Source organism: Citrobacter amalonaticus (assembly GCF_018323885.1).
Lineage (GTDB): Bacteria > Pseudomonadota > Gammaproteobacteria > Enterobacterales > Enterobacteriaceae > Citrobacter_A > Citrobacter_A amalonaticus.
Genome location: NZ_AP024585.1, coordinates 3335929 through 3358249 on the forward strand (window position 1 = coordinate 3335929; position 22321 = coordinate 3358249).

The following is a 22321-nucleotide window of genomic DNA, read 5'->3' on the forward strand; positions in this document are numbered from 1 at the left end:
CCGTATGAGCACTTTTAAACCGCTAAAAACTCTCACATCGCGCCGTCAGGTGCTGAAAGCCGGACTGGCGGCGCTGACATTAACAGGGATGGCGAACGCCACAGCCAAAGAAGCCCCACTGAAAACCAGCAATGGTCACAGTCAGCCTGCCACGAAAAAATCAGGTGGCAAGCGCATTGTCGTGCTGGACCCGGGCCACGGCGGTATCGACACCGGAGCCATTGGCCGCAACGGCTCCAAAGAAAAGCATGTTGTGCTGGCGATAGCGAAAAATGTGCGTTCCATTTTACGCAGTCAGGGGATCGACTGCCGCCTGACGCGTTCGGGCGATACCTTTATTCCCCTGTACGACCGCGTCGAAATCGCCCACAAGCACGGCGCGGATCTGTTTATGTCAATCCACGCGGACGGCTTTACCAATCCCAGTGCGGCGGGCGCGTCGGTGTTTGCCCTCTCCAATCGCGGGGCCAGTAGCGCCATGGCGAAATACCTTTCCGACCGCGAAAACCGCGCCGACGAAGTCGCCGGTAAGAAAACGACCGACAAGGATCACCTGTTGCAACAGGTGCTCTTTGACCTGGTACAGACGGATACCATCAAAAACAGCCTGACGCTGGGGTCACATATTCTCAGGAAGATCAAACCGGTACATAAACTGCACAGCCGGAATACGGAACAGGCGGCGTTTGTGGTGCTAAAATCACCGTCAATCCCGTCGGTACTGGTTGAAACCTCGTTCATCACCAATCCGGAAGAGGAGCGACTGCTGGGCACCACGGCATTTCGTCAGAAGATCGCCACCGCCATCGCTAATGGTGTGATCAGCTATTTCCATTGGTTTGATAATCAGAAAGCCCATTCGAAGAAACGGTAATCATGAAACCCGATGCTCTACGCGTAAAACAGTTCCTGCTGAACTTGCAGGATGCCATTTGCCAGCAGCTCACCGCCATTGACGGCGCGGAGTTTGTCGAAGATAGCTGGCAGCGTGACGCGGGCGGCGGCGGACGGAGTCGGGTGCTGCGTAACGGCGGCATCTTCGAACAGGCTGGCGTCAATTTTTCTCACGTACACGGTGACGCCATGCCAGCATCGGCCACGGCCCATCGCCCGGAACTGGCAGGACGCAGTTTTGAAGCGATGGGCGTGTCGCTGGTCGTGCACCCGCTCAACCCTTATATTCCCACCAGCCATGCCAACGTGCGTTTTTTTATTGCCGAAAAGCCGGGTGCCGACCCGGTCTGGTGGTTTGGCGGCGGTTTTGACTTAACGCCCTACTACGGCTTTGAAGAAGACGCCATTCACTGGCATCGCACCGCGCGCGATCTGTGTCAGCCGTTTGGCGACGATGTCTATCCACGTTACAAAAAGTGGTGCGATGACTATTTCTTCCTCAAACATCGCAACGAGCAGCGTGGCATCGGCGGGCTGTTTTTTGACGATCTGAACACGCCGGATTTTGACCACTGTTTCGCCTTCATGCAGGCCGTCGGCGAAGGCTATACCGAGGCGTATCTGCCGATCGTTGAGCGCCGCAAGGCGATGAGCTGGGGTGAACGTGAGCGTAACTTCCAGCTCTATCGTCGCGGTCGTTACGTGGAGTTTAATCTGGTGTGGGATCGTGGCACCCTGTTTGGGCTTCAGACCGGCGGGCGCACAGAATCCATCCTGATGTCGATGCCGCCGCTGGTGCGTTGGGAATACGACTGGCAGCCGGACGCTGGCAGCCCGGAGGCCGCTCTCAGCGATTTTATTCAGGTGCGTGAGTGGGTGTAATTGCCTGATGGCGGCTTACGCCTTACCAGGCCTACAATCCATTGCAGCCTGCGTTCATCACATCCACTGGCGCATACGCTGGTGCAACGTCAGCGACGGCTTCTCGGCAAACAATTGCTGGTAGTCGGTGGCGAACTGCCCTAAATGCCAGAACCCCCACTGCATTGCCGCATCCTTGACCGTGGTACTCTGCGACCACGGGCTGATTAATTCCCGTCGCACCGCATTCAGGCGGATCCTTTTCAGCCACGCATTCGGTCCAATCCCCAAAATGGCGTGAAATGCATTCTGCAACGTACGACGGCTGACGTGAAGCTGGTTGCAGAGGTCGAGTACCGTCAGCGGCTCCGACATATTTTCCAGCACATACTCACGCGCCCGGGAGAGCAGTTTGCGGTAGCCCTGGTGGCTGATACTCTCCGCCGAGTTGATAGGATGCGCGTCCTCCAGCATCATGCCCATCGCCAACAACAGATTATCCCCCAGCACCTTACGCACTGCGGGTTGATGAAGATTCTCCGGGTTCTCGCTAAAAGTCGCCAGCGCCTGCTGGACAAAGCCCCACAGCGCCGCCTTGTGCTGCTCTTTGACCTCCAGCGCCGACTGGTTGCGCAGCATATGCAGCACCCTTTCCGGATTATGTAAAAACTGTGCCTGACGGGAAATCACATCCTCTGAAATTACCACCCCGAGAATCGTGTAATCATCCGGCGTGCTCAGCTCGAACTCCGTACCGCCCGGGCGGGTCGCAATCTCGGCGCTGCCGAGACACTGTGCGCCAATAAATCCCTGCTCGCCCCGCGTGGCCGGAATGCCAAACCAGAACGAATTCGGCCACACCAGGCATGACTGACGCAGCGCCAGTCCGGTGTATTCGCGAAAAACCTGAATGTCATCGAGCAAGATTTCCGTGAATTCACCATGAAACTTCCCCGGATGCAGTTGATCATAAATCTGCTGCCAGGCAGTGATGGTCAGGGCGTGCTCATAAACATCCGTGGTCCGCCGCTGGTGAACGTTGTCCACTTCCACCTTTGGCGTGAGTTTAACGTCTTCGGGTAACGCTTCATGATAAAGATGGTGCAAACTGGCTGAACGGGTCTTTTTCATGATCTTTTACGCCGGACGCCTGGTAAGACGCCCGGCCCTCCGACAGGTTAATTTTTTAAGCGATAGCGACTACTGCGTTTACGCAACGCCCCGTCAGTGAAGAGCTGTTCCAGTGCGTTTCTGGCCTCTTCAAGCGGCCAGCCAAAGTGCGCGGCGACCTCTCCTGCCGTCATTCCCTGACGCGCTGTAGCGAGCTGCGCCAGCAGCGCGTCGGCGTATTCAGACCGTACAGGTGCTTCAGGCTTCGGCGCTGTCTTCTGCTCAGGGGATTTCGACGCGCGCTTAAATCCGCCGATCAGCCACTGGGTGTCGTCTTCTGGCCGACCAATTTCTTTGCGGCTGATGACGCGGCCTGTCCGCTGTGCTGCGGCGCTTCCGGCATCCAGCGCCGCACGACACGCCGCCAGATCGCCTTCCACCACCAGCGTCACTTTGCCCGGGTCAAGCACTTCATGACTCAGCAGGTTGACATTAGCCGCCTTCAGCATGGCATCCGACGCGTCCACGGCGGCAACCATGCCCTCCACTTCCAGTAACCCCAGTGCATTGATCATTGATGACCTCCGTTACGCGCGCTGAACAGGATTACGGGCGATGTCCAGAACCGCATCGGCAAAGGCATTACAGGCAGCTTTACAGGCAGCCTGGCTACCGGTCAAAAACGCCGCCGAGTAGTTAGTTTCTGACGGAGGCGGCACGTAGGTCACCAGTTGAACATCGGCGGATTTCATCGCCGCATCAATGCCATAGGTTGCTTCCAGCGGCGGTGCCACCAGATAAGCCAGCGGATCGCCCAGCGCGATCCCTGCCGTTGACGACAGATAAGAGCCGGTACGCGACACCACATGCGCCAGGAACGCGGTGTTTTCCGCATCGTTCGCCCACTGGAACGCCGCGCCGCCTTCGATATGCGCCACCATCGCATCCAGCCCGGCGCGCACTTCCGCCGGGTTTGGACCGCCCAACATAATCAACACTTCACCGGCTGTCGGCGATGGCCCATGGGCCGCCCCGGCGTACAGCGAACGGCCATACACCACTTCAACCATCGCCTGTTTTGTCGCTTCGTCTGCGGCAATATACGTCACGTCATCAGAATCTGCCGTGATGAGACCGAGGCTACGTATATGCGACGGTAATTTAAGTTCGCGTGCAAACCCGTCGTTCACGGAAGCAATCACGCGCATCGCGCTGACCGACGGTCGAATCAAATCTAATGCTGGCATGATGCCTCCTTAACGGGTCATGTTGATGCCGGATGCTTTCTGCTCCAGCATGCGTTTGGCCAAATCCACGATGACAGCAGCGGCTTCTACCGGCGGCGTACCGCCCTGGTGGATGTTGGAAATACAGGTACGGTCGGCCTCCACCGTCGTCGCCACGCGCGGTGAATAGACCGCGTAGCAGGAGAGACTCTCCGACTGCCCCAGTCCTGGACGTTCACCGACCAGCAGAATCACCACTTTCGCTCCGAGGATCTCGCCGATCTGGTCTTCAATCTTCACGCGGCCATAGCGGACAAAGAACGGTGTCCCGACCTTCAGTCCGGCCTGCTTCAGACCGGACAGCAGCGGGGGCAGGATCTCTTCATAGTTCGCGGTGATCGCATCGGTAGACAGGCCGTCAGACACCACCACCTGAACATCCGGATTTGCGACGCACTGCGATTTCAGCGCCTCTATGGCTTCCTGACTCAAACGGCGGCCCATATCCGGGCGCGTCAGGTAGAGATTTTTGTCGCTGATTTCCGAACGCACTTCCAGCAGTCCCTGGGCTTTCACCCACTCTTCCGGCACCTCTTTCAGGACGGTGTCTTTTGAGCGTGAGTGGTCGGCGAGAAAACGCAGTAGCGCCTGAGTGCGTGGACGCGGACCGGCACGCCCGGTGCAAACGCGAGCTGCGGTACTGCGCCGCAGTTCGGTCAGCACCTCTGCGCGATGCGGGTTCTCCACGCCAATCCAGGCTTTTGCTTCAGCGGAGCCCAGATCCAGCGCGCAGCTCTCTGTAGTCGACGGTGCCGCACACTGCGGTTTGTCGCAGGACTGCGACGGGGCGGCGGTCTGCGGCTGTGTCTGTCCCATTGACGCCATTACGCTGCGTACAATTTCTTCAATCTGTTTTTGATCCATTGTTTGTCATCCCCGCGTCATCAGAAGAACAGTGACGGATCGCCCGCCCGTTTGGTCAGGCGACCGTTTGCCATAATGCCCATCGTTTCCAGCCAGCGTTCAAACTCCGGCGACGGACGCAGATTCAGCAACTGGCGTACGGTCGCCGTATCGTGGAAGGCGGTGGTCTGGTAGTTGAGCATGATGTCGTCGCCAAGCGGCATACCCATGATGTAGTTACAGCCCGCGGTGGCGAGCAGAATCATCAGGTTTTCGTTGAGGTTCTGATCGGCATCGGCATGGTTGGTGTAGCAGCAGTCACAGCCCATCGAGATGCCGCTCAGCTTGCCCATAAAGTGATCTTCCAGACCGGCACGAATAATCTGGCGGTCGTTGTAGAGATACTCCGGCCCGATAAAGCCCACCACGGTGTTCACCAGGAATGGATCGTAGTGACGCGCCAGGCCGTAGTTACGTGCTTCCATCGTTACCTGGTCCGCCCCGAAGTTCGCCCCGGCGGACAGCGCCGAGCCCTGTCCGGTTTCAAAATACAGGCAGTTTTCTCCGGCGATCCGGTTAAACTCCGCCCCTACCGCACGCGCTTCGTCCAGCATTGCCAGCTCTACGCCGAACTCTTTTAAGCCCTTTTCACTGCCGCAGATACTCTGGAAGATCAGTCCGCCCGGCGCACCGCGACGGATCGCTTCAATCTGCGTGGTAACGTGCGCCAGCACACAGCCCTGGGTCGGGATGTTGAACTTGTCGATCACCCCATAAACCGTGTCCAGTACGCGGCTTAAGTTCTCCACATCGTCGGTCACCGGGTTGACGCCAATCACCGCATCGCCGGCACCAAAAGAGAGCCCTTCGTAGATTTGCGCGGCAATACTCTGCACATCATCACGGGTATCGTTCGGCTGCAGACGACAGCTGAAGGTGCCCGGAATACCGATCGTGGTGTTGGCCTTTTTGATTACCGGCATTTTCTTGCCGCCGTAGATCAGATCGGCGTTAGAGCAGATCTTCGCCACTGCCGCCACCACTTCCGAGGTCAGTCCTTTACGCGTAAAGGCAATATCATCAACCGAGGTGTCATCGCTCAGCACATGCTCACGCAGCTCGCTGATGCTCCAGTTCTTAATGCGGTTGTAGGCCGTTTCGTTGACATCGTCCTGAATCAGGCGCGTGACGCAATCCTCTTCATAGGAAATCACCGGGTTATTGCGAATATCCGCCACCGTCATTTCCGACAACACCTGTTTCGCCGCGACACGCTCCTGCGAGCTTTGCGCCGCGACGCCGGCCAGCACATCCCCCGAACGCAGTTCGTTGGCTTTTGCCAGCACCTCTTTTACATCCTTAAACTGATAAACATTGCCGAACAATGTGGTCTTTAGTTTCATAAGTCGTTCCCTCAGGAAGGAAATGCGAGTGATTTCACCGTCACCGGCACAACCGATCCGCCAAACAAAGGCGTACCAATGTCGATATAGTCGCCCGCCCGGACAATCACTTCGTCAATGACCGCCAGCGGGAGTTGCTGTAACTGTGGGCGCAACAGCATGCCCAGCGCTTTACCAAAGTCCTGCTCAGCCACCACCAGCAGGGGATGCGGATTCGGGTAACGCGCGATGAAGGCCAGCAGCGCGTCGATGACCGTAAGTAATGCGGCGTAACGCACCGGCAACGAGGCGGGAAGCGCCAGTACGTATGCGTCAGTCTGTGGATCCAGATCGAGCTGCGTCAGCGCTTGTTGCCACGCGCCAACCAGATCGGCGTCATCCATCGGGATCGCCACCGGCAGATTGCGCAGCGGCAACTGAACCCCTTCCAGCCAGATGGTGCTGCCCGAGAGCGACAGCGTGTGCGCCCCTGCGCCAATCACCGTAGCGCGCACGGTCTGCGCCGGAAACTGCACGTTCATCGCACGCAGACGCGGATGCTCATGCAGCGCCGTCGCCAGCAGCGGCCCAATATCAGAAAAGCAGAACGGATCGGCAGGCAGATTGCGATAGCACTCTCCCACGCCGCCGGACAGGGTGATGACCTCCGGCTTCGCGTCCGCTGGCAGTAACCCGGTTTGCATCAGCGTTTGCGCCAGCGGCGACAACGCGCCGTCGATCACTTCTACGATCAGACTCGCCATCCGCTGCGCCACCTGCCCTAACTGCGCGACGGTCAGTGAACGGGCATCGGTACCCACCCCGAATACCTCATCGACAATCTTCTGACCGGGTTGATGGGCATGTACGACGCGCCCTTGACCGTCGGTCTCCAGCAGACGCCCGCCGACGTTCAGACAGGCGGTGCCGCTCACCTTTCCGGCATCAAACAGCGCATAGTTCGAAGTGCCGCCGCCGATGTCGATGTTCAGCACCCGGCACATCCGCTGTTCAGACAGGGTTTGCGCCCCGGCGCCGTGACTGGCAATCACCGATTCCAGATGCGGTCCGGCACTGGCAACCACAAAGTCACCGAGCGACTGGGAGAGTGTCATCACCGCCGGGCGCGCGTTGCGGGTTTTCGCGCTCTCGCCGGTGATGATGATGGCCCCTGAATCAACCGATTCCGGCGCGATCCCCGCCGCCTGATACTGCGCGAGGATCAGCGCTTTAAGGTCGTCCTCCCGTAACCCGCCCTGCTTATCGACGGGGGTAAAGAAGACCGGGCTTTGCCAGCTAATGTCGCGTTTGATGAATTCGTAACGGGGCACCTGCGACACTGCCGCACGGTTAACCAGTTCCAGGCGCGAGAAGATCACCTGCGTGGTCGTGGTGCCGATATCGATACCGACGCTCAGTAGCTGGCGCGTGTTCACGATTGCGCCTCCACTTCCGTTTCTGCCGGAACGTTTTCATCTTTTGGCACCAGCATCATGGCCACGCCAATCGCCGTAACACCGCCAATCAATTTGCCGACAATCATCGGGAAGATCATGGCGTTCATATTGGCTGCCGCGAAGCCTAAGTGGTCACCCAGCGCGAAGGCTGCGGAGACGGCGAAGGCGCAGTTGAGCACTTTGCCGCGGGTATCCATCTGCTTCATCATGCCGAACATCGGGATGTTATTCGCCAGTGTCGCCACCATGCCGCCTGCTGCCATATTGTTGATTTTCAACAGGCTTCCGACGCGCATCAGCGGTTTCTCAAACCAACGGGTCAGTAACAGCACCATCGGATACGCCCCGAGCAGCACGCAGGAGATAGAACCGATCACTTCAATGGCGCGCATCACTTCACCGGGGGTGTCGCCAGGTGCCATAAAGATGGGGTCGAGACCGGGGATCAGCTCCCAGCCCAGCAGGAACTTGATGACTGCCGCGGCGAGACCAATGGTGATCAGCGCAACGAGAAATTTGGCGAAGATCTGGAAGCCGTTGATCATTTTTTCCGGGATGAATTTCAATCCCAGCGCCACCAGCACGGCGACGATAATCACCGGGATCATGTTCATCAGGATCAGCGCGAAGGTGAACTCGACCGGTTGTCCGTTGATCTCAACGCCCGAATACATCGCGACCAGACCACCGGCAATACAGCCGATAGGGATCGTGACAATGCCTGCCAGCACCCCAAGCGCCAGATAACGGCGGTCAGACGGCTCTATAATGCCCAGCGCAACGGGGATAGAGAACACGATGGTGGGCCCCATCATTGCCCCCAGAATCAATCCCGAGTAGAGCCACGCCGCGACGTCGCCACCCGCCAGCTCTTTGGCAAGGAAGAAGCCGCCCATATCGCACGCCAGCAGCGTTCCGGCGAACATGGATGGGTTCGCGCCAAGCATTTCATACAGCGGAATAATCACCGGCCCGAGCAGTTTGGCTAACACCGGCGCCAGCGCGGTCATACCGACCATCGCCAGTCCCAGAGCGCCCATCGCCATAAACCCTTCTTCGAACTGACCGCCGGATCCCTCAATACTTTTGCCGAACTTCCCGAGGAAACGCGCCGACCCGCCGAACTGCGACAGGATCCTGTCCACGGCGGCAATCAGCATAAAGAACATCATGATGTACATGATGATTTCGTTAATTCCCATACCCTTATCTCCATTTGCCAGGCTTTTCGTAGACCGGATAAGCGCAGCGTCATCAGGCAATGATGTCGCGTTTTGCCGGATGGCGGCGCGAACGCCTTATCTGGCCTACGTCCTGGTATGCTTTTATTGTGCCGCCGCGTACAACTCGATAATGTTGCTCTGCGTGGCGGTGCGTGGGTTGCTGCGTATACAAATATCCTCCAGCGCGGCTTGCGCCCAGACGCTGTAGTGTTCTGGTTTTGCGCCGACATCAGCGAGCCGTTTGTTCAGGCCCACCTCCGCAATCAGTTCGCTGACGGCGGCGATAGCGTCGCGATCGTCTGCTTTCTTATTGGTCAAGGCGCGTCCGATATGGCTAAAGCGTTCGCGACACACCATACGGTTAAAGCCCATCACCGTTGGCAGCAGCATGGCGTTCGCCTGGCCGTGCGGAATGTGCAATGTGGCGCCAGGCTGATGCGCCATCGCATGACACAGCCCCAGCCCGGCGCTGGAAAACGCCATTCCTGCCATGCAGGAGGCCAGCAGCATGCTCTCCCGTGCGGCGAGGTCGTGACCGTAGCCCACCGCTTTCGGCAGCGATTTGCCAATCATTGCAATTGCGCCAATCGCCAGGCTGTCGGTAAACGGCGAGGCATTCAGCGCGCTGTATGCCTCAACCGCGTGCGTCAGCGCATCAATCCCGGTCATTGCCGTCACATGAGGCGGTACGCCTTCAGTCAGCGCGGCATCAAGGATTGCCACGTCCGGCATCAGCGTCGCATGTGCCAGCACCTGCTTGCGTCCTGTCGCCGCGTCGATAATCACCGTTACGTTCGTGGTTTCCGATCCGGTTCCGGCGGTGGTGGGGACAGCAATCAACGGCAGTCGCGGGCGTAAGCTGCTGTATTCCGTCATCTGGGCCAGCGTCTGATGTGGATTCGTCACCAGCAGGGCGACAGCTTTTGCCGCATCCAGCACCGAACCGCCGCCAAAGGCAACAACGCCGTCGCATTTTGACTCGCGCAATTGGGCGACCGCTGCGCAGACGTCGGTGATGCACGGCTCACCCATCGGACACGGCCAGACCGTCATCGCCACGCCTTTCATCGCCAGACTGCGCTCTAACGACGCGGTCATCCCCGCCTGATGCAGGAAACTGTCGACCATCACGAACAGATGGCTTAAGCCTCGCGATTGCGCTTCCTGTCCGCAGGAACTGAGCGCCCCGAGCCCGCACAGCGTGACCGGCGGTACGCTGAACGTTTTCATGCGTTGCAGATTCAGGGTATCGAATGCCTGAAAGAGCGCCGTCTGCAATTCAGCTTGCATAGATTCCCTCCGCTTTCTCTCTCCCGCTGTTGGCGATCGCCAGCGGTGTCATAAACAGGCTATGCCGGGGCAGATGTACCTGGAGTTCAGGAAAGCGCTGGCGAAACAACGCCTCTACGCCCGGTTGCATACAAGAGCCGCCCGCCAGCCATAAATCGGCTATTTCTTGTCCTTCGATATGACGAGCAACGATCTCCGCCATTTTCTCGTAGACCGGTTTCACCACCGGCCAAATCTCCTGCGCGTTGCTGCGCTTGACCTGCTCGGCCTCTTCCAGCTCGATGCGCCGGTTTCCGGCCAGCGTCAGCGAAATGTGGTGGCCGCCCGTCGCTTCATCCGCCGAGTACGTCACTTTGCCCTGTTTGACGATGGCGATCCCGGTCGTGCCGCCACCGATATCCACGACACCGGCGTTATCCAGTTGCAGCAGATCGGCGACCGCGGTTGGTTCATCCAGCACATGGCTGACCTCCAGCCCGGCAGATTCCAGCACGTTGATGGAAATGCGCGGGTCGGTGCCCGGCGGGAACGACGTCGCCGCGTGGGTAAACCGGCTACCGAGCTGTTGTTCGAGCGTATCGAGATGGCGGCGCACAATTGTGACCGCACCGAAGAAATCCCAGACGATGCCGTCGCGCACGACGTCAGCCCAGTCAAGACACACCGCGACCGGCTGTCCGTCACCGTCGACAACCATCGACACCACGTCGCAGGTGCCGAGATCAACACCCAGCCACAGCGCGGAATCGCTCGTCGCAGGCGCCTGATTACACAGGTCAGCGGCTTTTTGCAGTCTTGGCGTGAGCCAATTTTCTTCGTCGTGCGCCATCATTCATCCCTTATACAATTCGAAACGCATCCACCAATACACAGCGACGCAGACGCACAAACGTACGCGCGCTGGTCACCCCTTCTCCGGTTGGCGTGGTGATGGTCATGGTGGTCCAGCCTTCACCACCCAGCCCCAGCCCGGCAATGCACGGTCCATTCTTGACAAAGATGCTGGTATCAATGGCGTTCGCCATCCGGTTCATGTTGTCGATGTTGCGTGAGTGCATCGCAGCGGTATGGTGGCAGCCGCCTTCCAGTTGCACCGCCAGCGCAATCGCCTCGTCGACATTTGCCACCCGCACCACCGGCAGAACCGGCATCATCAGTTCCGTGACGGCAAAAGGATGCGTGGCTGACGTTTCAACAAACAGCAGACGGGTTTGCGGCGGAACTTGCAGGCCAATGGCGGCGGCGATTTTTGCCGCGTCGCGTCCGACCCAGTCACGACTGACAGTGCCTTTGCCGCGTTCATCGATATTTTTCAGCAGCACCGGCTGGAGCTGTTCGGCCTGTGCGGCGCTCAGTTTCACTGCCTGCTGGCCTTCCATCAGGCGCATCAGCTCATCCGCCACGCTATCGACGACAATCAGTACCTTTTCATCCGCGCAGATGATGTTGTTATCGAAAGAAGCGCCTTTGACGATGGATTGTGCAGCCCGCGCCAGATCCGCCGTCTCATCGACGACCACCGGCGGATTACCGGCACCGGCGGCAATCAGACGTTTATTGGTGTGTTTGCGGGCAGCGTCGACCACCGCTTCGCCGCCGGTGACGACCAGCAGACCAATGCCTGGGTACTTAAACAACCGCTGTGCGGTTTCAATATCCGGGTTCGCCACGGTCACCAGCAGGTTTTCCGGGCCACCTGCCGCCACCACCGCCTGGTTAAGCAGTGTGATAGCGCGTTGTGAAACGCCTTTCGCCGCCGGATGGGGAGCGAACACGACGCTGTTACCCGCGGCAATCAGGCTGATGGCGTTATTAATCACTGTCGCCGCCGGGTTAGTAGATGGCGTCACTGAGGCGACGACGCCCCACGGCGCATTTTCGATCAGCGTCAGGCCGTTATCGCCGGTGAGTACCTGCGGCGATAAGCACTCCACGCCCGGCGTCCCGCGAGCCTGTGCCACGTTTTTGGCAAATTTATCGTCGACGCGTCCCATGCCGGTCTCTTCGACGGCAAGTTCCGCTAATTCTTTGGCATGCTTTTCGCCCGCTTCACGGATGGCGTGAATGGCAAGCTGGCGCATCGCCACGCTCTTCAGCCCCTGCTGAGCGACTTTTGCTGCCGCCACCGCATCATCCAGGGAGGCAAAGACGCCCATTTCATGAACGGCGGTCGCGGGTTGACTGCTGTCTTTCATTTTCAGCAGTACCGCTTTCACCACCTGTTCAATATCCTGTTGATTCATGATGTTCAGTCCTATTTGTGGAATATCACCTGACCGCCAGCCACCACTTCATCGACGATACCAATCACGCACAGATCGACAGGGGACGCTTCGCTGCGATGCGCCTGGCGAGCAGAACTGCCGCTAACCAGCAGCACCCACTCCCCGGTTCCCGCCCCGATGCTGTCAATGGCGACGGCACACTGCCCGTCGGGATTTCCCTGGGCATCGATCATCTCCACCATCAGCAATTTATCGTGTGCCAGTCCTTGATGGCGTACGGTACAAACGATTTGTCCTGTGACGACTGCCAGTTTCATACCCGCCTCCGTGGGTTACGTTGTGCTGCGATCCTGTAGGCCGGATAAGCGCAGCGCCATCCGGCCCCCAGTCCTGCTTAGATGTTGCTGTCGCCTTTGAAGCTGATCGGGAAGACTTCTTCCAGATCGCCATGCGGACGCGGAATCACGTGAACGGAGACCAGTTCGCCGATACGCTGTGCCGCTGCGGCACCGGCATCTGTTGCTGCTTTGCAGGCCGCGACATCGCCACGAACCATCGCAGTCACCAGACCGCCGCCAATCTGTTTCACACCAACCAGCTTCACGCGTGCGGCTTTTACCATCGCATCAGAGGCCTCAATCAGTGCAACCAGGCCCCGGGTTTCAATCATTCCTAAAGCTTCCATTGTGTTTTCCTCTCATGGGGTCCAGAACGGGACCATTTATACAACCAGGGTTTGTGAGTCACGTTCGCGTCTCACGTCAGTCTGGCGCGGCATGGCTGCCACCAACGCCAGTTCGATAATTTCCTGTACGCTACAGCCTCGCGAAAGGTCATGAAGCGGTGCGGCAAGCCCCTGAATCAGCGGCCCGACGGCACGATACCCTCCCAGACGCTGGGCGATTTTGTAACCAATATTGCCGGCCTCCAGTGACGGAAAAACCATCACGTTGGCGTTACCGCGCAAAGGGCTGGCGGGCGCTTTTTGCGCAGCGACCTCCGGCACAAAGGCGGCGTCAAACTGCAATTCGCCATCCACCAGTAGCGTGGGCGCACGTTCGCGAACAATCTCCGTTGCCTGCTGCACGTTCGCCACGCAGGGATGACGGGCGCTACCCTGACTGGAGAATGACAGCATCGCCACACGCGGTTCTTCACCGGTGATGGCGCGCCAGGTGTCGGCGCTGGCGATCGCGATATCTGCCAGTTGCGCCGCCGTCGGCTGCGGCACCACGCTGCAGTCGGCAAACCCTAACGCGGGTCCGACGTACTGCGGCAGCATCAGGAAAATGGACGACAGCGTTTTACATCCCGGCTGCAGGCCAATAATGCGTAAGCCCGCACGCAGCACGTTAGCTGTGGATGAAAGGTTGCCAGCGATACAGACATCCGCCTGGCCTGCGCTTACCATCGCCGCAGCAAACATCAGCGGGTCATTGAGTTTCTCAAGGGCATCCGGCGGCGTTTTCTCTCCAGATCGGGCGAGCCAGCGCTGGGCGAACGCTTCACGCATCGCCAGATTGCTGTACGGGTCGATAACCTGAATACCGTCCAGCGCCACCCGATGTGTGAGGGCAAACTGGCGCAGTGCGAACGGACTGGCCACCAGAATGGGGTGCGCCAGACCGTGCTGTTGCAGGTAATGCGCCGCTTTCAGCACGCGTTCGTCTAACGCATCCGGAAAGACCACCCGGGCCGGCGCCTGCTGAGCCCGTTCACGGGCGCGTTCAATGATCATTGTTCACCTCCCAGTCGCTGTTGGATCTGGTTGACGGTGAGTGGGTGTTTGGTGACACACAGAATCATCATCACGTAGACCGCGCTGGAGAGACGGTTCAGCGCCTGCAAAATATCCGGGCGCAGGACGTCAAATCCGCGGGTGATAAAGACCTGAGCGGCGATCGTTTCCGTCTCGCGAATTTTGGTACGTAGCAGATTCAGCAGCGCGGACTCACGACCATGACTGGCTTCAGGTACCAGATGATCGTGCTCCAGATAACGCAACGGTTGATGGGAAAGACGATGCAGGTCATCCTCGTTCAACCCAACGATGGACTGTGCCGCCAGGGGTTCATCCATCGCATCGGCGCGCATAATGTTGCCCAGCCGCGAACGAATATCCGCCAGCCAGGGCTGCCACGGCTCCGCCAGTTCGATTTGCAGCCACACCGCCAGCGCGATGGTGCTGTCCAGCGCGGCGCGAAAGCCCAGACGCGGATCGCTTTTGGCGACCATTTTGTCCGCCGTCAGGTGGGTCAAGGTGTCAGGCTTTTTCGCCACCGGCTGGCGACACAGTTCACAGCAGGCCTGGGGATGCGTATCGCTACTGGTTAACCCGTGCACCGGCTGCGGCTGCTGTTGCTCGTCGTCGACAAACAGACTGCCCTGCTCATCCAGAAACTTGATGCGCAGATGTCGCCCTTCCAACAGTTCGCGGGCAGAGGGCGTCAGGCGAGCGTCAGCGGGGAGATGGATTTCCGCCCCTTCGCTGAGCGTATGGTTCGCTCTGAGCCATGCTTCGGTGATGAAATCTTTCATACCGATTGCCAGTTCGCAGGCCACGCAACGTACAGGAAGCGCACGGTCGTCGGCGTGCCAAATTCAATGCTCGAGCCTTTCGGGATGAACATGACGTCCCCGGCTTTAGCGATCATCGTTTCGCCTTCATGGCGCACATGCAATTCACCGTCGAGCACCATGTCGATTTCGTCGTAGTTCAGCGTCCATGGGAAGAATGCGTTATCCCACTGCATGAACCCGGCGGCCATACTGCTGCCATCCTGCTCGGTGACGAGATCGGTCAGGCCTACGCAGTGTGGCTGCGCACCATCGAAGCGGCCAAACTTAACGCTGCTGCCGTCGATCACTTTGATGCCGCCTTTGCCGGTCACCGAGTGAAAACCCGGTTGCATCTCGCCCTGCTCCAGCGACTGTTTTTCCTTCAGCACCTTGTCCATCAGCTGTGAAACCAGACTCTCGGTAAACTGCCCTTCTGGTAGTTGCGCGATGATAGTTTCACGAATGCGCTGGGTTTCAGATTTGGCCTCGTCGACACTGCACGCTGCCGTTGGCGCGGATCCCTCGCGCTCCACAATCGTGATGCCCAGTAACTCCGCGACTTCACGGGCTTCCGGAGTGATGATGCTGGCGCGCAGCACCACCGACATCTCTTGTTCGCCTCGTGCGTGCGCCGCACGTATATCGTTAGCTGTGATAAGTTTTTTCACCTGCCCCTTCCTCCTTTTGGCTGAGCTCAGTCAGATAGTCCACCAGGTGCTGCACGCTTTGCGGGTCATGGCTGTTGAGCTCGAAAATCGGCCCCTGGAACCCAATTCCGCGCAGTAATTCCCGCGTTGCGGTTACGTCGGCATCCGGCATATCCGTTTTGCTGATCACGGCGATGTGTCGTTTACTGGCACCGATATCTAACAGCCCGGCAGGTAAGCGACTTTCTTTGTCATTGGCCGCATGGACATAAATCAACGTATCTACATCCTGCAGCGTGGTAATTAAGGCGTGATACCAGCGGGGATGACTAAAATATTCCCCCGGCGTATCGATATCGCCATTTTCATTAAATTCCACGGCCTGGGTTTTTCTGGCGAGGGAATAATTTCCCTGTAATGCATTAAAAAGCGTTGTTTTTCCCGCGCCGACAGTGCCAACAAACGCAATACGTTTCATGAGCACCTCAAAATTAGCTTTTCGTCAGGTCGCAGAGCGTGAAATGTAATAACCGACCCAGCCCGCTGACCGTTTGCAATAAGGCCTCTTCTACCGCGCCAACCGAGCCGTAGATCACCAGCGCGCCGCTGAATCTGTCGAGAAAACCGATGTGTACGTCAGCCGCCTTCATCGCCAGATCGCCGGCAATCATGGCCGTTTCACCCGGCGTCAGGGTCATAATGCCGATAGCGCCAGCTTCGGGAACACCGATCTTTTTCGCCAGTTCTTCACCTGGATGCGCAATGAGATGCGCCAGCGTGACCTGTTTGCCCGGCACAAATTCCTGAATGATGCGTTCTTTATCCATTGCTCACCGCCTGTGTTAAGACTGGGCTTATCGTGGCAATTTTTTGTCAGGGTAAATAACAAAATTCGGCAAGGTGATTTAAAAGGTGAAGTGGATCACTAATACGCGGAAAATAAAAAGGCGCGGGAAAAACCCGCGCCGGAATTAATTAAAGTAAAATTACAGCGGCTGTGTTTGTGCTTCAACCACCGCCAGCGCGACCATATTAACAATTCGACGAACAGAGGCGATCGGCGTTAATACATGAACGGGTTTCGAGACCCCCATCAGTACCGGCCCAACAGTGACCCCTTCCGAACTGGAAACGCGCAGCAGGTTGTAACTAATACGCGCCGCTTCCATATTCGGCATCACCAGAATATTGGCCGAGCCTTTCAGCGGGCTGTCCGGCATCCGGTCATTACGAATGCTTTCCACCAGCGCGGCATCACCATGCATTTCGCCGTCAATCATCAGGTCAGGCGCACGTGCTTTGATAATCTCCAGCGCGGCGCGCATTTTGCCGGCAGACGGACAGTTGGACGAACCAAAGTTAGAATGCGACAGCAGCGCCACTTTCGGTTCGATACCAAAGCGACGCACGGTTTCCGCCGCCATCACGGCGATTTCCGCCAGCTCTTCCGGCTCAGGATCGTCATTGACGTAGGTATCGGCAATAAAGGTGTTGCCGCTCGGCAGCAGTAACGCGTTCATCGCCCCGGCGGTATGGACGCCTTCACGGTAGCCAAACACCGCTTTCACCACGCTGAAGTGTTCATGGTAATCACCGATAGTGCCGCAGATCATCGCATCCGCTTCACCGCGCTGTACCATAATCGCCCCAATCACCGTGGTGTTGGCGATCACCGCACGCTGCGCCTGCTCCTGGGTAATGCCTCGACGCTTCATAATCTGGTAGTACTCGCTCCAGTACTCTTTAAAGCGCGGATCGGATTCATTGTTGACGATCTCAAAATCGACGCCTGCTTTGATCTGCAGCCCCAGTTTTTGAATGCGCATTTCGATTACGCCCGGACGGCCGATCAGGATCGGCTTCGCCAGACCCAGCGTGATCAGTTCTTGCGTTGCGTGCAGCACACGCGCCTCTTCCCCTTCCGGCAACACGACACGCTTCGGTGCTTTGCGTGCCTGCGAGAAAATCGGCTTCATGAACAGGTTAGTTTTGTAGACAAATTCCGTCAGCTTGTCGACATAAGCGTCAAAGTCGGCAATGGGACGCATTGCCACGCCGGAATCCATTGCTGCTTTGGCAACCGCTGGCGCAATTTTAACGATCAGACGCGGGTCGAACGGTTTTGGAATGATGTATTCCGGGCCGAAGCTCAGATCCTGGTCGCCATAGGCCGAGGCCACGACTTCGCTTTGCTCGGCATGCGCCAGTTCGGCAATGGCATGGACCGCAGCCAGCTTCATCTCTTCGTTGATTGCCGTCGCGCCAACGTCCAGTGCGCCACGGAAAATGAACGGGAAGCACAGGACGTTGTTGACCTGGTTCGGGTAGTCGGAACGGCCGGTACAGATGATGGCGTCCGGACGCACCTCTTTTGCCAACGGCGGCAGAATTTCCGGTTCCGGGTTAGCCAGCGCCAGAATCATCGGCGCGCGGGCCATTTTCTTGACCATCTCCTGGGTCAGCACTTTCGGGCCTGAACACCCAAGGAAAATATCCGCGCCGTCAATAACGTCATCCAGCGTCCGTTTGCCGTCATCATCTACCGCGTAGGCCGCTTTGGTTTCAGCCATATTCGGCTCGCGACCTTTGTAGATAACGCCCTTGGAGTCGCAGACCACAATGTTGTGTTTCTGCATTCCCAGCGCCACCAGCAGGTTCATACAGGCGATCGCCGCCGCGCCCGCGCCGGATACCACCATCCGCACGTCGGAGATATTTTTCTCTACCACCCGCAGGCCGTTAAGAATGGCGGCGGTACTGATGATCGCGGTGCCGTGCTGATCGTCATGGAACACCGGAATATTCATGCGTTCGCGCAGTTTCTGTTCGATGTAGAAACACTCCGGCGCTTTGATGTCTTCCAGGTTGATCCCGCCGAACGTCGGTTCCAGCGCGGCAACGACGTTAATAAATTTGTCCGGATCGAGCTCATCGACTTCGATATCGAACACATCAATACCGGCGAATTTCTTAAACAGAACGCCTTTGCCTTCCATGACCGGTTTACCGGCCAGCGCACCGATATTGCCTAAGCCCAGCACCGCCGTCCCGTTAGAGATAACGGCAACCAGGTTGCCACGCGCGGTGTATTTATACGCAGCCAGCGGGTCTTTTTCGATTTCAAGACAAGGTGCCGCGACGCCCGGCGAGTAGGCCAGCGCCAGATCGCGCTGCGTGGCAAGGGGCTTGGTCGGAGAAACCTGGATTTTACCAGGTACCGGGAATTCGTGGAAATCAAGGGCGCTTTGCTTTAACTGGTCATCCATCTTGTTGTTCCTTTCACGTATCGTTCAAAAAAGTCACGCGCAGCCAGGTGCGTCGCACATTATCACCGCACTGCGGGACGCAAACTTTGAAGGTCCCCAAACTATCACGACTTAAATAAAGATTTCGTAATCAACTCATAACAACCATGTTACCTGCTTAAGCCAGCAATACCATGCCTGTCTGCTATGCTTTTTTGTGGTGCACATCATGAATTTCTCAGAAGTGTGATTTTAAGCACTCACCTAACACGTTACTTTTCAAGGAGTATTTCCTATGAACCAGTTAGACGGCATCAAACAATTCACCACTGTCGTGGCCGACAGCGGCGATATTGAGTCTATTCGTCATTACCAACCCCAGGATGCCACCACCAACCCTTCCCTGCTGCTGAAAGCCGCTGGCCTGGCGCACTACGCGCATCTGATTGACGATGCGATCCGCTGGGGAAAGCAGCGGGGTAAAACCCAGGAACAGCAGGTTGCCGAAGCCTGCGACAAACTGGCGGTCAATTTTGGTGCGGAAATTCTTAAAAGCATTCCGGGACGCGTGTCGACCGAAGTGGATGCCCGCCTCTCCTTCGATCAACAAAAGAGTATCGACAAGGCCCGCCACCTGGTGGATTTGTACCAGCAGCAGGGGATCGATAAATCCCGCATACTGATCAAACTGGCCTCCACATGGGAAGGTATTCGCGCGGCAGAAGCGTTAGAGAAAGAGGGAATTAACTGCAACCTGACGCTGCTGTTTTCCTTTGCTCAGGCCCGCGCCTGCGCTGAAGCGGGCGTCTTTTTGATCTCTCCGTTTGTCGGGCGCATCTATGACTGGTATCAGGCGCGCAGCCCCATGGACCCGTACGTTGTCGAGCAAGATCCCGGCGTGAAGTCGGTGCGCAATATCTACGATTACTTCAAACAGCATCGTTATGACACCATCGTCATGGGCGCCAGTTTTCGCCGCACTGAGCAGATCCTGGCGCTGGCCGGCTGCGATCGCCTGACGATTGCCCCCAATCTCCTGAAAGAATTACAGGAAAAAGAAGAACCGGTCGTGCGCAAGCTGGTGCCGTCTTCGCAAACCTTCCATCGTCCCGCCCCCATGAGCGAAGCTGAATTCCGCTGGGAGCATAACCAGGATGCGATGGCGGTAGAGAAACTCTCTGACGGTATCCGTCTGTTCGCCGTTGACCAACGCAAACTGGAAGACCTGCTTGCGGCCAAACTCTAAACCTTGCCACGGAGTGTTCTATGTCCCGTAAAGACCTTGCCAATGCCATTCGTGCGCTCAGTATGGACGCTGTTCAGAAAGCCAATTCCGGTCACCCCGGCGCGCCGATGGGAATGGCGGATATCGCCGAAGTGCTGTGGAACGATTTTCTTAAGCACAACCCGACCGATCCAACCTGGTACGATCGCGATCGTTTTATTCTTTCGAACGGTCACGCTTCTATGCTGCTCTATAGCCTGCTGCATCTGTCAGGCTATGACCTGCCGCTTGAAGAGTTGAAAAACTTCCGCCAGTTGCATTCCAGAACGCCAGGCCACCCGGAAATCGGCTATACGCCAGGCGTGGAAACCACCACCGGGCCGCTGGGCCAGGGGCTGGCGAACGCCGTCGGTTTAGCCATTGCCGAACGCACGCTGGCGGCACAGTTTAACCAGCCGGACCACGAGATTGTCGATCACTTCACGTATGTGTTTATGGGTGACGGCTGCCTGATGGAAGGCATTTCGCATGAGGTCTGTTCGCTGGCGGGAACGCTGGGGCTGGGCAAGCTGATCGGTTTTTACGATCACAACGGTATCTCCATTGATGGTGAAACCGACGGCTGGTTTACCGATGATACCGCCAAACGCTTTGAGGCCTACCACTGGCATGTCGTCCACGAGATTGATGGCCACGACCCGGAAGCGGTGAAGAGAGCGATTCAAGAAGCGCAGAGCGTGAAGGACAAACCGTCGCTGATTATCTGCCGCACGGTGATCGGCTTTGGCTCACCGAACAAAGCAGGGAAAGAGGAATCCCACGGCGCGGCGCTGGGCGAAGAAGAAGTGGCGCTGACCCGCCAAAAACTCGGCTGGCACCATCCGGCATTTGAGATCCCGAAAGAGATTTATCGCGCCTGGGACGCCCGCGAAAAAGGCGAGAAAGCGCAACAGCACTGGAACGAAAAATTCGCCGCTTACCAGAAAGCGCACCCGCAACTGGCCGCGGAGTTCACACGCCGCATGACCGGCGGTCTGCCAGAGGCGTGGGAAAAAACCACACAGAAATACATCAACGAGTTACAGGCGAACCCCGCCAAAATCGCCACCCGCAAGGCATCGCAAAATACTCTCAACGTCTACGGTCCGCTCTTGCCGGAGCTGTTAGGCGGTTCGGCGGATCTGGCGCCGAGCAACCTGACAATCTGGAAAGGCTCGACCTCACTGAAAGAAGATCTGGCGGGCAATTACATTCACTACGGCGTGCGCGAATTTGGCATGACCGCCATCGCCAACGGTATCGCCCATCATGGCGGGTTCGTGCCCTATACCGCCACCTTCCTGATGTTCGTTGAATATGCGCGTAATGCGGCGCGTATGGCGGCGCTGATGAAGGCGCGGCAAATCATGGTCTATACCCACGATTCTATTGGCCTCGGGGAAGACGGTCCGACGCACCAGGCGGTGGAACAGCTTGCTAGCCTGCGTCTGACGCCCAATTTCAGCACCTGGCGTCCGTGCGATCAGGTTGAAGCCGCGGTGGGTTGGAAGCTGGCGGTCGAGCGCCATGATGGCCCCACGGCGCTGATCCTGTCACGACAAAACCTGGCGCAGGTTGAACGCACGCCGGAGCAGGTGAAAGCGATCGCCCGCGGTGGCTACGTGCTGAAAGACAGCGGCGGCAAACCGGATATCATTCTGATTGCCACCGGGTCAGAAATGGAGATTACCCTGCAGGCCGCGGAGAAACTGACCGGCGAAGGGCGTAACGTCCGCGTGGTATCGCTGCCCTCAACGGATATTTTCGATGCCCAGGACGAGACATACCGCGAGTCGGTGCTGCCATCGAACGTCAGCGCGCGCGTCGCGGTCGAAGCCGGTATTGCCGATTACTGGTACAAATATGTGGGCTTAAAAGGGGCGATTGTCGGGATGACCGGCTACGGTGAATCCGCGCCAGCAGAGAAGCTGTTCCCTTACTTCGGCTTTACGGTGGAGAACATTGTGGAGAAAGCACACAAGGTTTTGAACGCCTGATGTCTGCAACGCCGGATGACGACTGCGTCGTCATCCGA

22 protein-coding genes are annotated in these 22321 nt (G+C 57.7%); 4 read left to right on the forward strand and 18 right to left on the reverse strand.

Translation table 11 applies throughout. The features are described from left to right. The first annotated feature begins 4 nt into the window (after positions 1 to 4). Together amiA and hemF are read left to right on the forward strand one after the other, a co-directional pair. Entirely contained in the window at positions 5 to 874 is an 870-nt protein-coding gene (amiA, locus tag KI228_RS15895) for an N-acetylmuramoyl-L-alanine amidase AmiA (protein ID WP_042999894.1), read from the forward strand. 2 nt (positions 875 to 876) lie between these two features. Continuing rightward, positions 877 to 1776, forward strand: coding sequence for an oxygen-dependent coproporphyrinogen oxidase (gene hemF / locus KI228_RS15900; RefSeq protein ID WP_058586934.1), 900 nt, complete (start codon positions 877 to 879; stop codon positions 1774 to 1776). A 57-nt stretch (positions 1777 to 1833) separates the two neighbouring features. Here the strand turns inward: hemF and eutR are convergent, their stop codons facing one another. The 18 genes from eutR to maeB all read right to left on the reverse strand — a co-directional run bounded on the left by eutR (position 1834) and on the right by maeB (position 19043). After that, on the reverse strand, positions 1834 to 2886 hold the full coding sequence (eutR, locus tag KI228_RS15905) for an HTH-type transcriptional regulator EutR (RefSeq protein WP_042999892.1): 1053 nt from the start codon (positions 2884 to 2886) through the stop codon (positions 1834 to 1836). A gap of 47 nt (positions 2887 to 2933) precedes the next feature. Continuing rightward, positions 2934 to 3440, reverse strand: a complete 507-nt coding sequence (eutK, locus tag KI228_RS15910; protein WP_058586935.1) for an ethanolamine utilization microcompartment protein EutK — start codon at positions 3438 to 3440, stop codon at positions 2934 to 2936. 12 nt (positions 3441 to 3452) lie between these two features. Further along, positions 3453 to 4112, reverse strand: a complete 660-nt coding sequence (eutL, locus tag KI228_RS15915) for an ethanolamine utilization microcompartment protein EutL (RefSeq protein WP_042999890.1) — start codon at positions 4110 to 4112, stop codon at positions 3453 to 3455. A gap of 9 nt (positions 4113 to 4121) precedes the next feature. Beyond that, on the reverse strand, positions 4122 to 5015 hold the full coding sequence (eutC, locus tag KI228_RS15920; RefSeq protein ID WP_042999889.1) for an ethanolamine ammonia-lyase subunit EutC: 894 nt from the start codon (positions 5013 to 5015) through the stop codon (positions 4122 to 4124). A gap of 20 nt (positions 5016 to 5035) precedes the next feature. Next, positions 5036 to 6397 (reverse strand): ethanolamine ammonia-lyase subunit alpha, encoded by a 1362-nt coding sequence (eutB, locus tag KI228_RS15925; RefSeq protein WP_042999888.1) that lies wholly within the window; start codon positions 6395 to 6397, stop codon positions 5036 to 5038. 11 nt (positions 6398 to 6408) lie between these two features. Continuing rightward, positions 6409 to 7812: an ethanolamine ammonia-lyase reactivating factor EutA gene (eutA, locus tag KI228_RS15930; RefSeq protein ID WP_212807500.1), complete on the reverse strand. Its 1404-nt coding sequence runs from the start codon at positions 7810 to 7812 to the stop codon at positions 6409 to 6411. Further along, positions 7809 to 9035, reverse strand: coding sequence for an ethanolamine utilization protein EutH (gene eutH / locus KI228_RS15935; protein ID WP_061069795.1), 1227 nt, complete (start codon positions 9033 to 9035; stop codon positions 7809 to 7811). Before eutH ends, eutA begins: the two co-directional genes overlap by 4 nt. Before the next feature lie 123 nt (positions 9036 to 9158). Beyond that, entirely contained in the window at positions 9159 to 10346 is a 1188-nt protein-coding gene (gene eutG, locus KI228_RS15940) for an ethanolamine utilization ethanol dehydrogenase EutG (RefSeq protein ID WP_042999885.1), read from the reverse strand. Continuing rightward, positions 10336 to 11175 carry an ethanolamine utilization protein EutJ gene (gene eutJ / locus KI228_RS15945; protein WP_042999884.1) on the reverse strand — a complete coding sequence of 280 codons (840 nt, stop codon included), beginning with the start codon at positions 11173 to 11175 and terminating at the stop codon, positions 10336 to 10338. The genes eutG and eutJ overlap by 11 nt, the downstream gene beginning before the upstream one ends. Positions 11176 to 11185: 10 nt before the next feature. Continuing rightward, complete coding sequence (locus KI228_RS15950) at positions 11186 to 12589, reverse strand: aldehyde dehydrogenase family protein (RefSeq protein WP_061069794.1); 1404 nt, start codon at positions 12587 to 12589, stop codon at positions 11186 to 11188. 11 nt (positions 12590 to 12600) lie between these two features. After that, positions 12601 to 12888 carry an ethanolamine utilization microcompartment protein EutN gene (gene eutN / locus KI228_RS15955; RefSeq protein WP_042317652.1) on the reverse strand — a complete coding sequence of 96 codons (288 nt, stop codon included), beginning with the start codon at positions 12886 to 12888 and terminating at the stop codon, positions 12601 to 12603. Between the two features lie 77 nt (positions 12889 to 12965). Then, the gene (gene eutM, locus KI228_RS15960; protein ID WP_000387720.1) at positions 12966 to 13256 is read right to left on the reverse strand and encodes an ethanolamine utilization microcompartment protein EutM; all 291 of its coding nucleotides are present in this window, start codon (positions 13254 to 13256) and stop codon (positions 12966 to 12968) included. Positions 13257 to 13292: 36 nt separating this feature from the next. Then, positions 13293 to 14309: a phosphate acetyltransferase gene (gene pta, locus KI228_RS15965; RefSeq protein WP_042999882.1), complete on the reverse strand. Its 1017-nt coding sequence runs from the start codon at positions 14307 to 14309 to the stop codon at positions 13293 to 13295. Next, positions 14306 to 15109: an ethanolamine utilization cob(I)yrinic acid a,c-diamide adenosyltransferase EutT gene (gene eutT, locus KI228_RS15970; RefSeq protein ID WP_042999881.1), complete on the reverse strand. Its 804-nt coding sequence runs from the start codon at positions 15107 to 15109 to the stop codon at positions 14306 to 14308. The genes pta and eutT overlap by 4 nt, the downstream gene beginning before the upstream one ends. Further along, positions 15106 to 15798, reverse strand: coding sequence for an ethanolamine utilization acetate kinase EutQ (eutQ, locus tag KI228_RS15975; RefSeq protein ID WP_061069793.1), 693 nt, complete (start codon positions 15796 to 15798; stop codon positions 15106 to 15108). The genes eutT and eutQ overlap by 4 nt, the downstream gene beginning before the upstream one ends. Then, entirely contained in the window at positions 15776 to 16255 is a 480-nt protein-coding gene (eutP, locus tag KI228_RS15980) for an ethanolamine utilization acetate kinase EutP (protein WP_061069792.1), read from the reverse strand. The genes eutQ and eutP overlap by 23 nt, the downstream gene beginning before the upstream one ends. 13 nt (positions 16256 to 16268) lie before the next feature. Further along, on the reverse strand, positions 16269 to 16604 hold the full coding sequence (eutS, locus tag KI228_RS15985; RefSeq protein WP_042999878.1) for an ethanolamine utilization microcompartment protein EutS: 336 nt from the start codon (positions 16602 to 16604) through the stop codon (positions 16269 to 16271). A 159-nt stretch (positions 16605 to 16763) separates the two neighbouring features. Then, a complete protein-coding gene (gene maeB, locus KI228_RS15990) occupies positions 16764 to 19043 on the reverse strand; it encodes an NADP-dependent oxaloacetate-decarboxylating malate dehydrogenase (RefSeq protein WP_044264854.1) in 2280 nt (759 codons plus the stop codon). Positions 19044 to 19317: 274 nt separating this feature from the next. On the opposite strand from maeB, the gene tal reads away from it, so the two are divergent. Next, positions 19318 to 20268 carry a transaldolase gene (tal, locus tag KI228_RS15995; protein ID WP_044256900.1) on the forward strand — a complete coding sequence of 317 codons (951 nt, stop codon included), beginning with the start codon at positions 19318 to 19320 and terminating at the stop codon, positions 20266 to 20268. A 20-nt stretch (positions 20269 to 20288) separates the two neighbouring features. Then, positions 20289 to 22283, forward strand: a complete 1995-nt coding sequence (tkt, locus tag KI228_RS16000) for a transketolase (protein ID WP_061069791.1) — start codon at positions 20289 to 20291, stop codon at positions 22281 to 22283. Positions 22284 to 22321 lie beyond the last annotated feature (38 nt).

Bases quoted from the DNA above. Each gene is read 5' to 3' on its own strand.
- eutS (WP_042999878.1), bottom strand. From the start codon at position 16,604: ATGGATAAAGAACGCATCATTCAGGAATTTGTGCCGGGCAAACAGGTC.
- eutR (WP_042999892.1), bottom strand. From the start codon at position 2,886: ATGAAAAAGACCCGTTCAGCCAGTTTGCACCATCTTTATCATGAAGCG.
- tkt (WP_061069791.1), top strand. From the start codon at position 20,289: ATGTCCCGTAAAGACCTTGCCAATGCCATTCGTGCGCTCAGTATGGAC.
- eutB (WP_042999888.1), bottom strand. From the start codon at position 6,397: ATGAAACTAAAGACCACATTGTTCGGCAATGTTTATCAGTTTAAGGAT.
- eutM (WP_000387720.1), bottom strand. From the start codon at position 13,256: ATGGAAGCTTTAGGAATGATTGAAACCCGGGGCCTGGTTGCACTGATT.
- eutT (WP_042999881.1), bottom strand. From the start codon at position 15,109: ATGAAAGATTTCATCACCGAAGCATGGCTCAGAGCGAACCATACGCTC.
- eutJ (WP_042999884.1), bottom strand. From the start codon at position 11,175: ATGGCGCACGACGAAGAAAATTGGCTCACGCCAAGACTGCAAAAAGCC.
- eutL (WP_042999890.1), bottom strand. From the start codon at position 4,112: ATGCCAGCATTAGATTTGATTCGACCGTCGGTCAGCGCGATGCGCGTG.
- maeB (WP_044264854.1), bottom strand. From the start codon at position 19,043: ATGGATGACCAGTTAAAGCAAAGCGCCCTTGATTTCCACGAATTCCCG.
- amiA (WP_042999894.1), top strand. From the start codon at position 5: ATGAGCACTTTTAAACCGCTAAAAACTCTCACATCGCGCCGTCAGGTG.
- hemF (WP_058586934.1), top strand. From the start codon at position 877: ATGAAACCCGATGCTCTACGCGTAAAACAGTTCCTGCTGAACTTGCAG.
- eutG (WP_042999885.1), bottom strand. From the start codon at position 10,346: ATGCAAGCTGAATTGCAGACGGCGCTCTTTCAGGCATTCGATACCCTG.
- eutC (WP_042999889.1), bottom strand. From the start codon at position 5,015: ATGGATCAAAAACAGATTGAAGAAATTGTACGCAGCGTAATGGCGTCA.
- KI228_RS15950 (WP_061069794.1), bottom strand. From the start codon at position 12,589: ATGAATCAACAGGATATTGAACAGGTGGTGAAAGCGGTACTGCTGAAA.
- eutH (WP_061069795.1), bottom strand. From the start codon at position 9,035: ATGGGAATTAACGAAATCATCATGTACATCATGATGTTCTTTATGCTG.
- eutN (WP_042317652.1), bottom strand. From the start codon at position 12,888: ATGAAACTGGCAGTCGTCACAGGACAAATCGTTTGTACCGTACGCCAT.
- pta (WP_042999882.1), bottom strand. From the start codon at position 14,309: ATGATCATTGAACGCGCCCGTGAACGGGCTCAGCAGGCGCCGGCCCGG.
- eutP (WP_061069792.1), bottom strand. From the start codon at position 16,255: ATGAAACGTATTGCGTTTGTTGGCACTGTCGGCGCGGGAAAAACAACG.
- tal (WP_044256900.1), top strand. From the start codon at position 19,318: ATGAACCAGTTAGACGGCATCAAACAATTCACCACTGTCGTGGCCGAC.
- eutK (WP_058586935.1), bottom strand. From the start codon at position 3,440: ATGATCAATGCACTGGGGTTACTGGAAGTGGAGGGCATGGTTGCCGCC.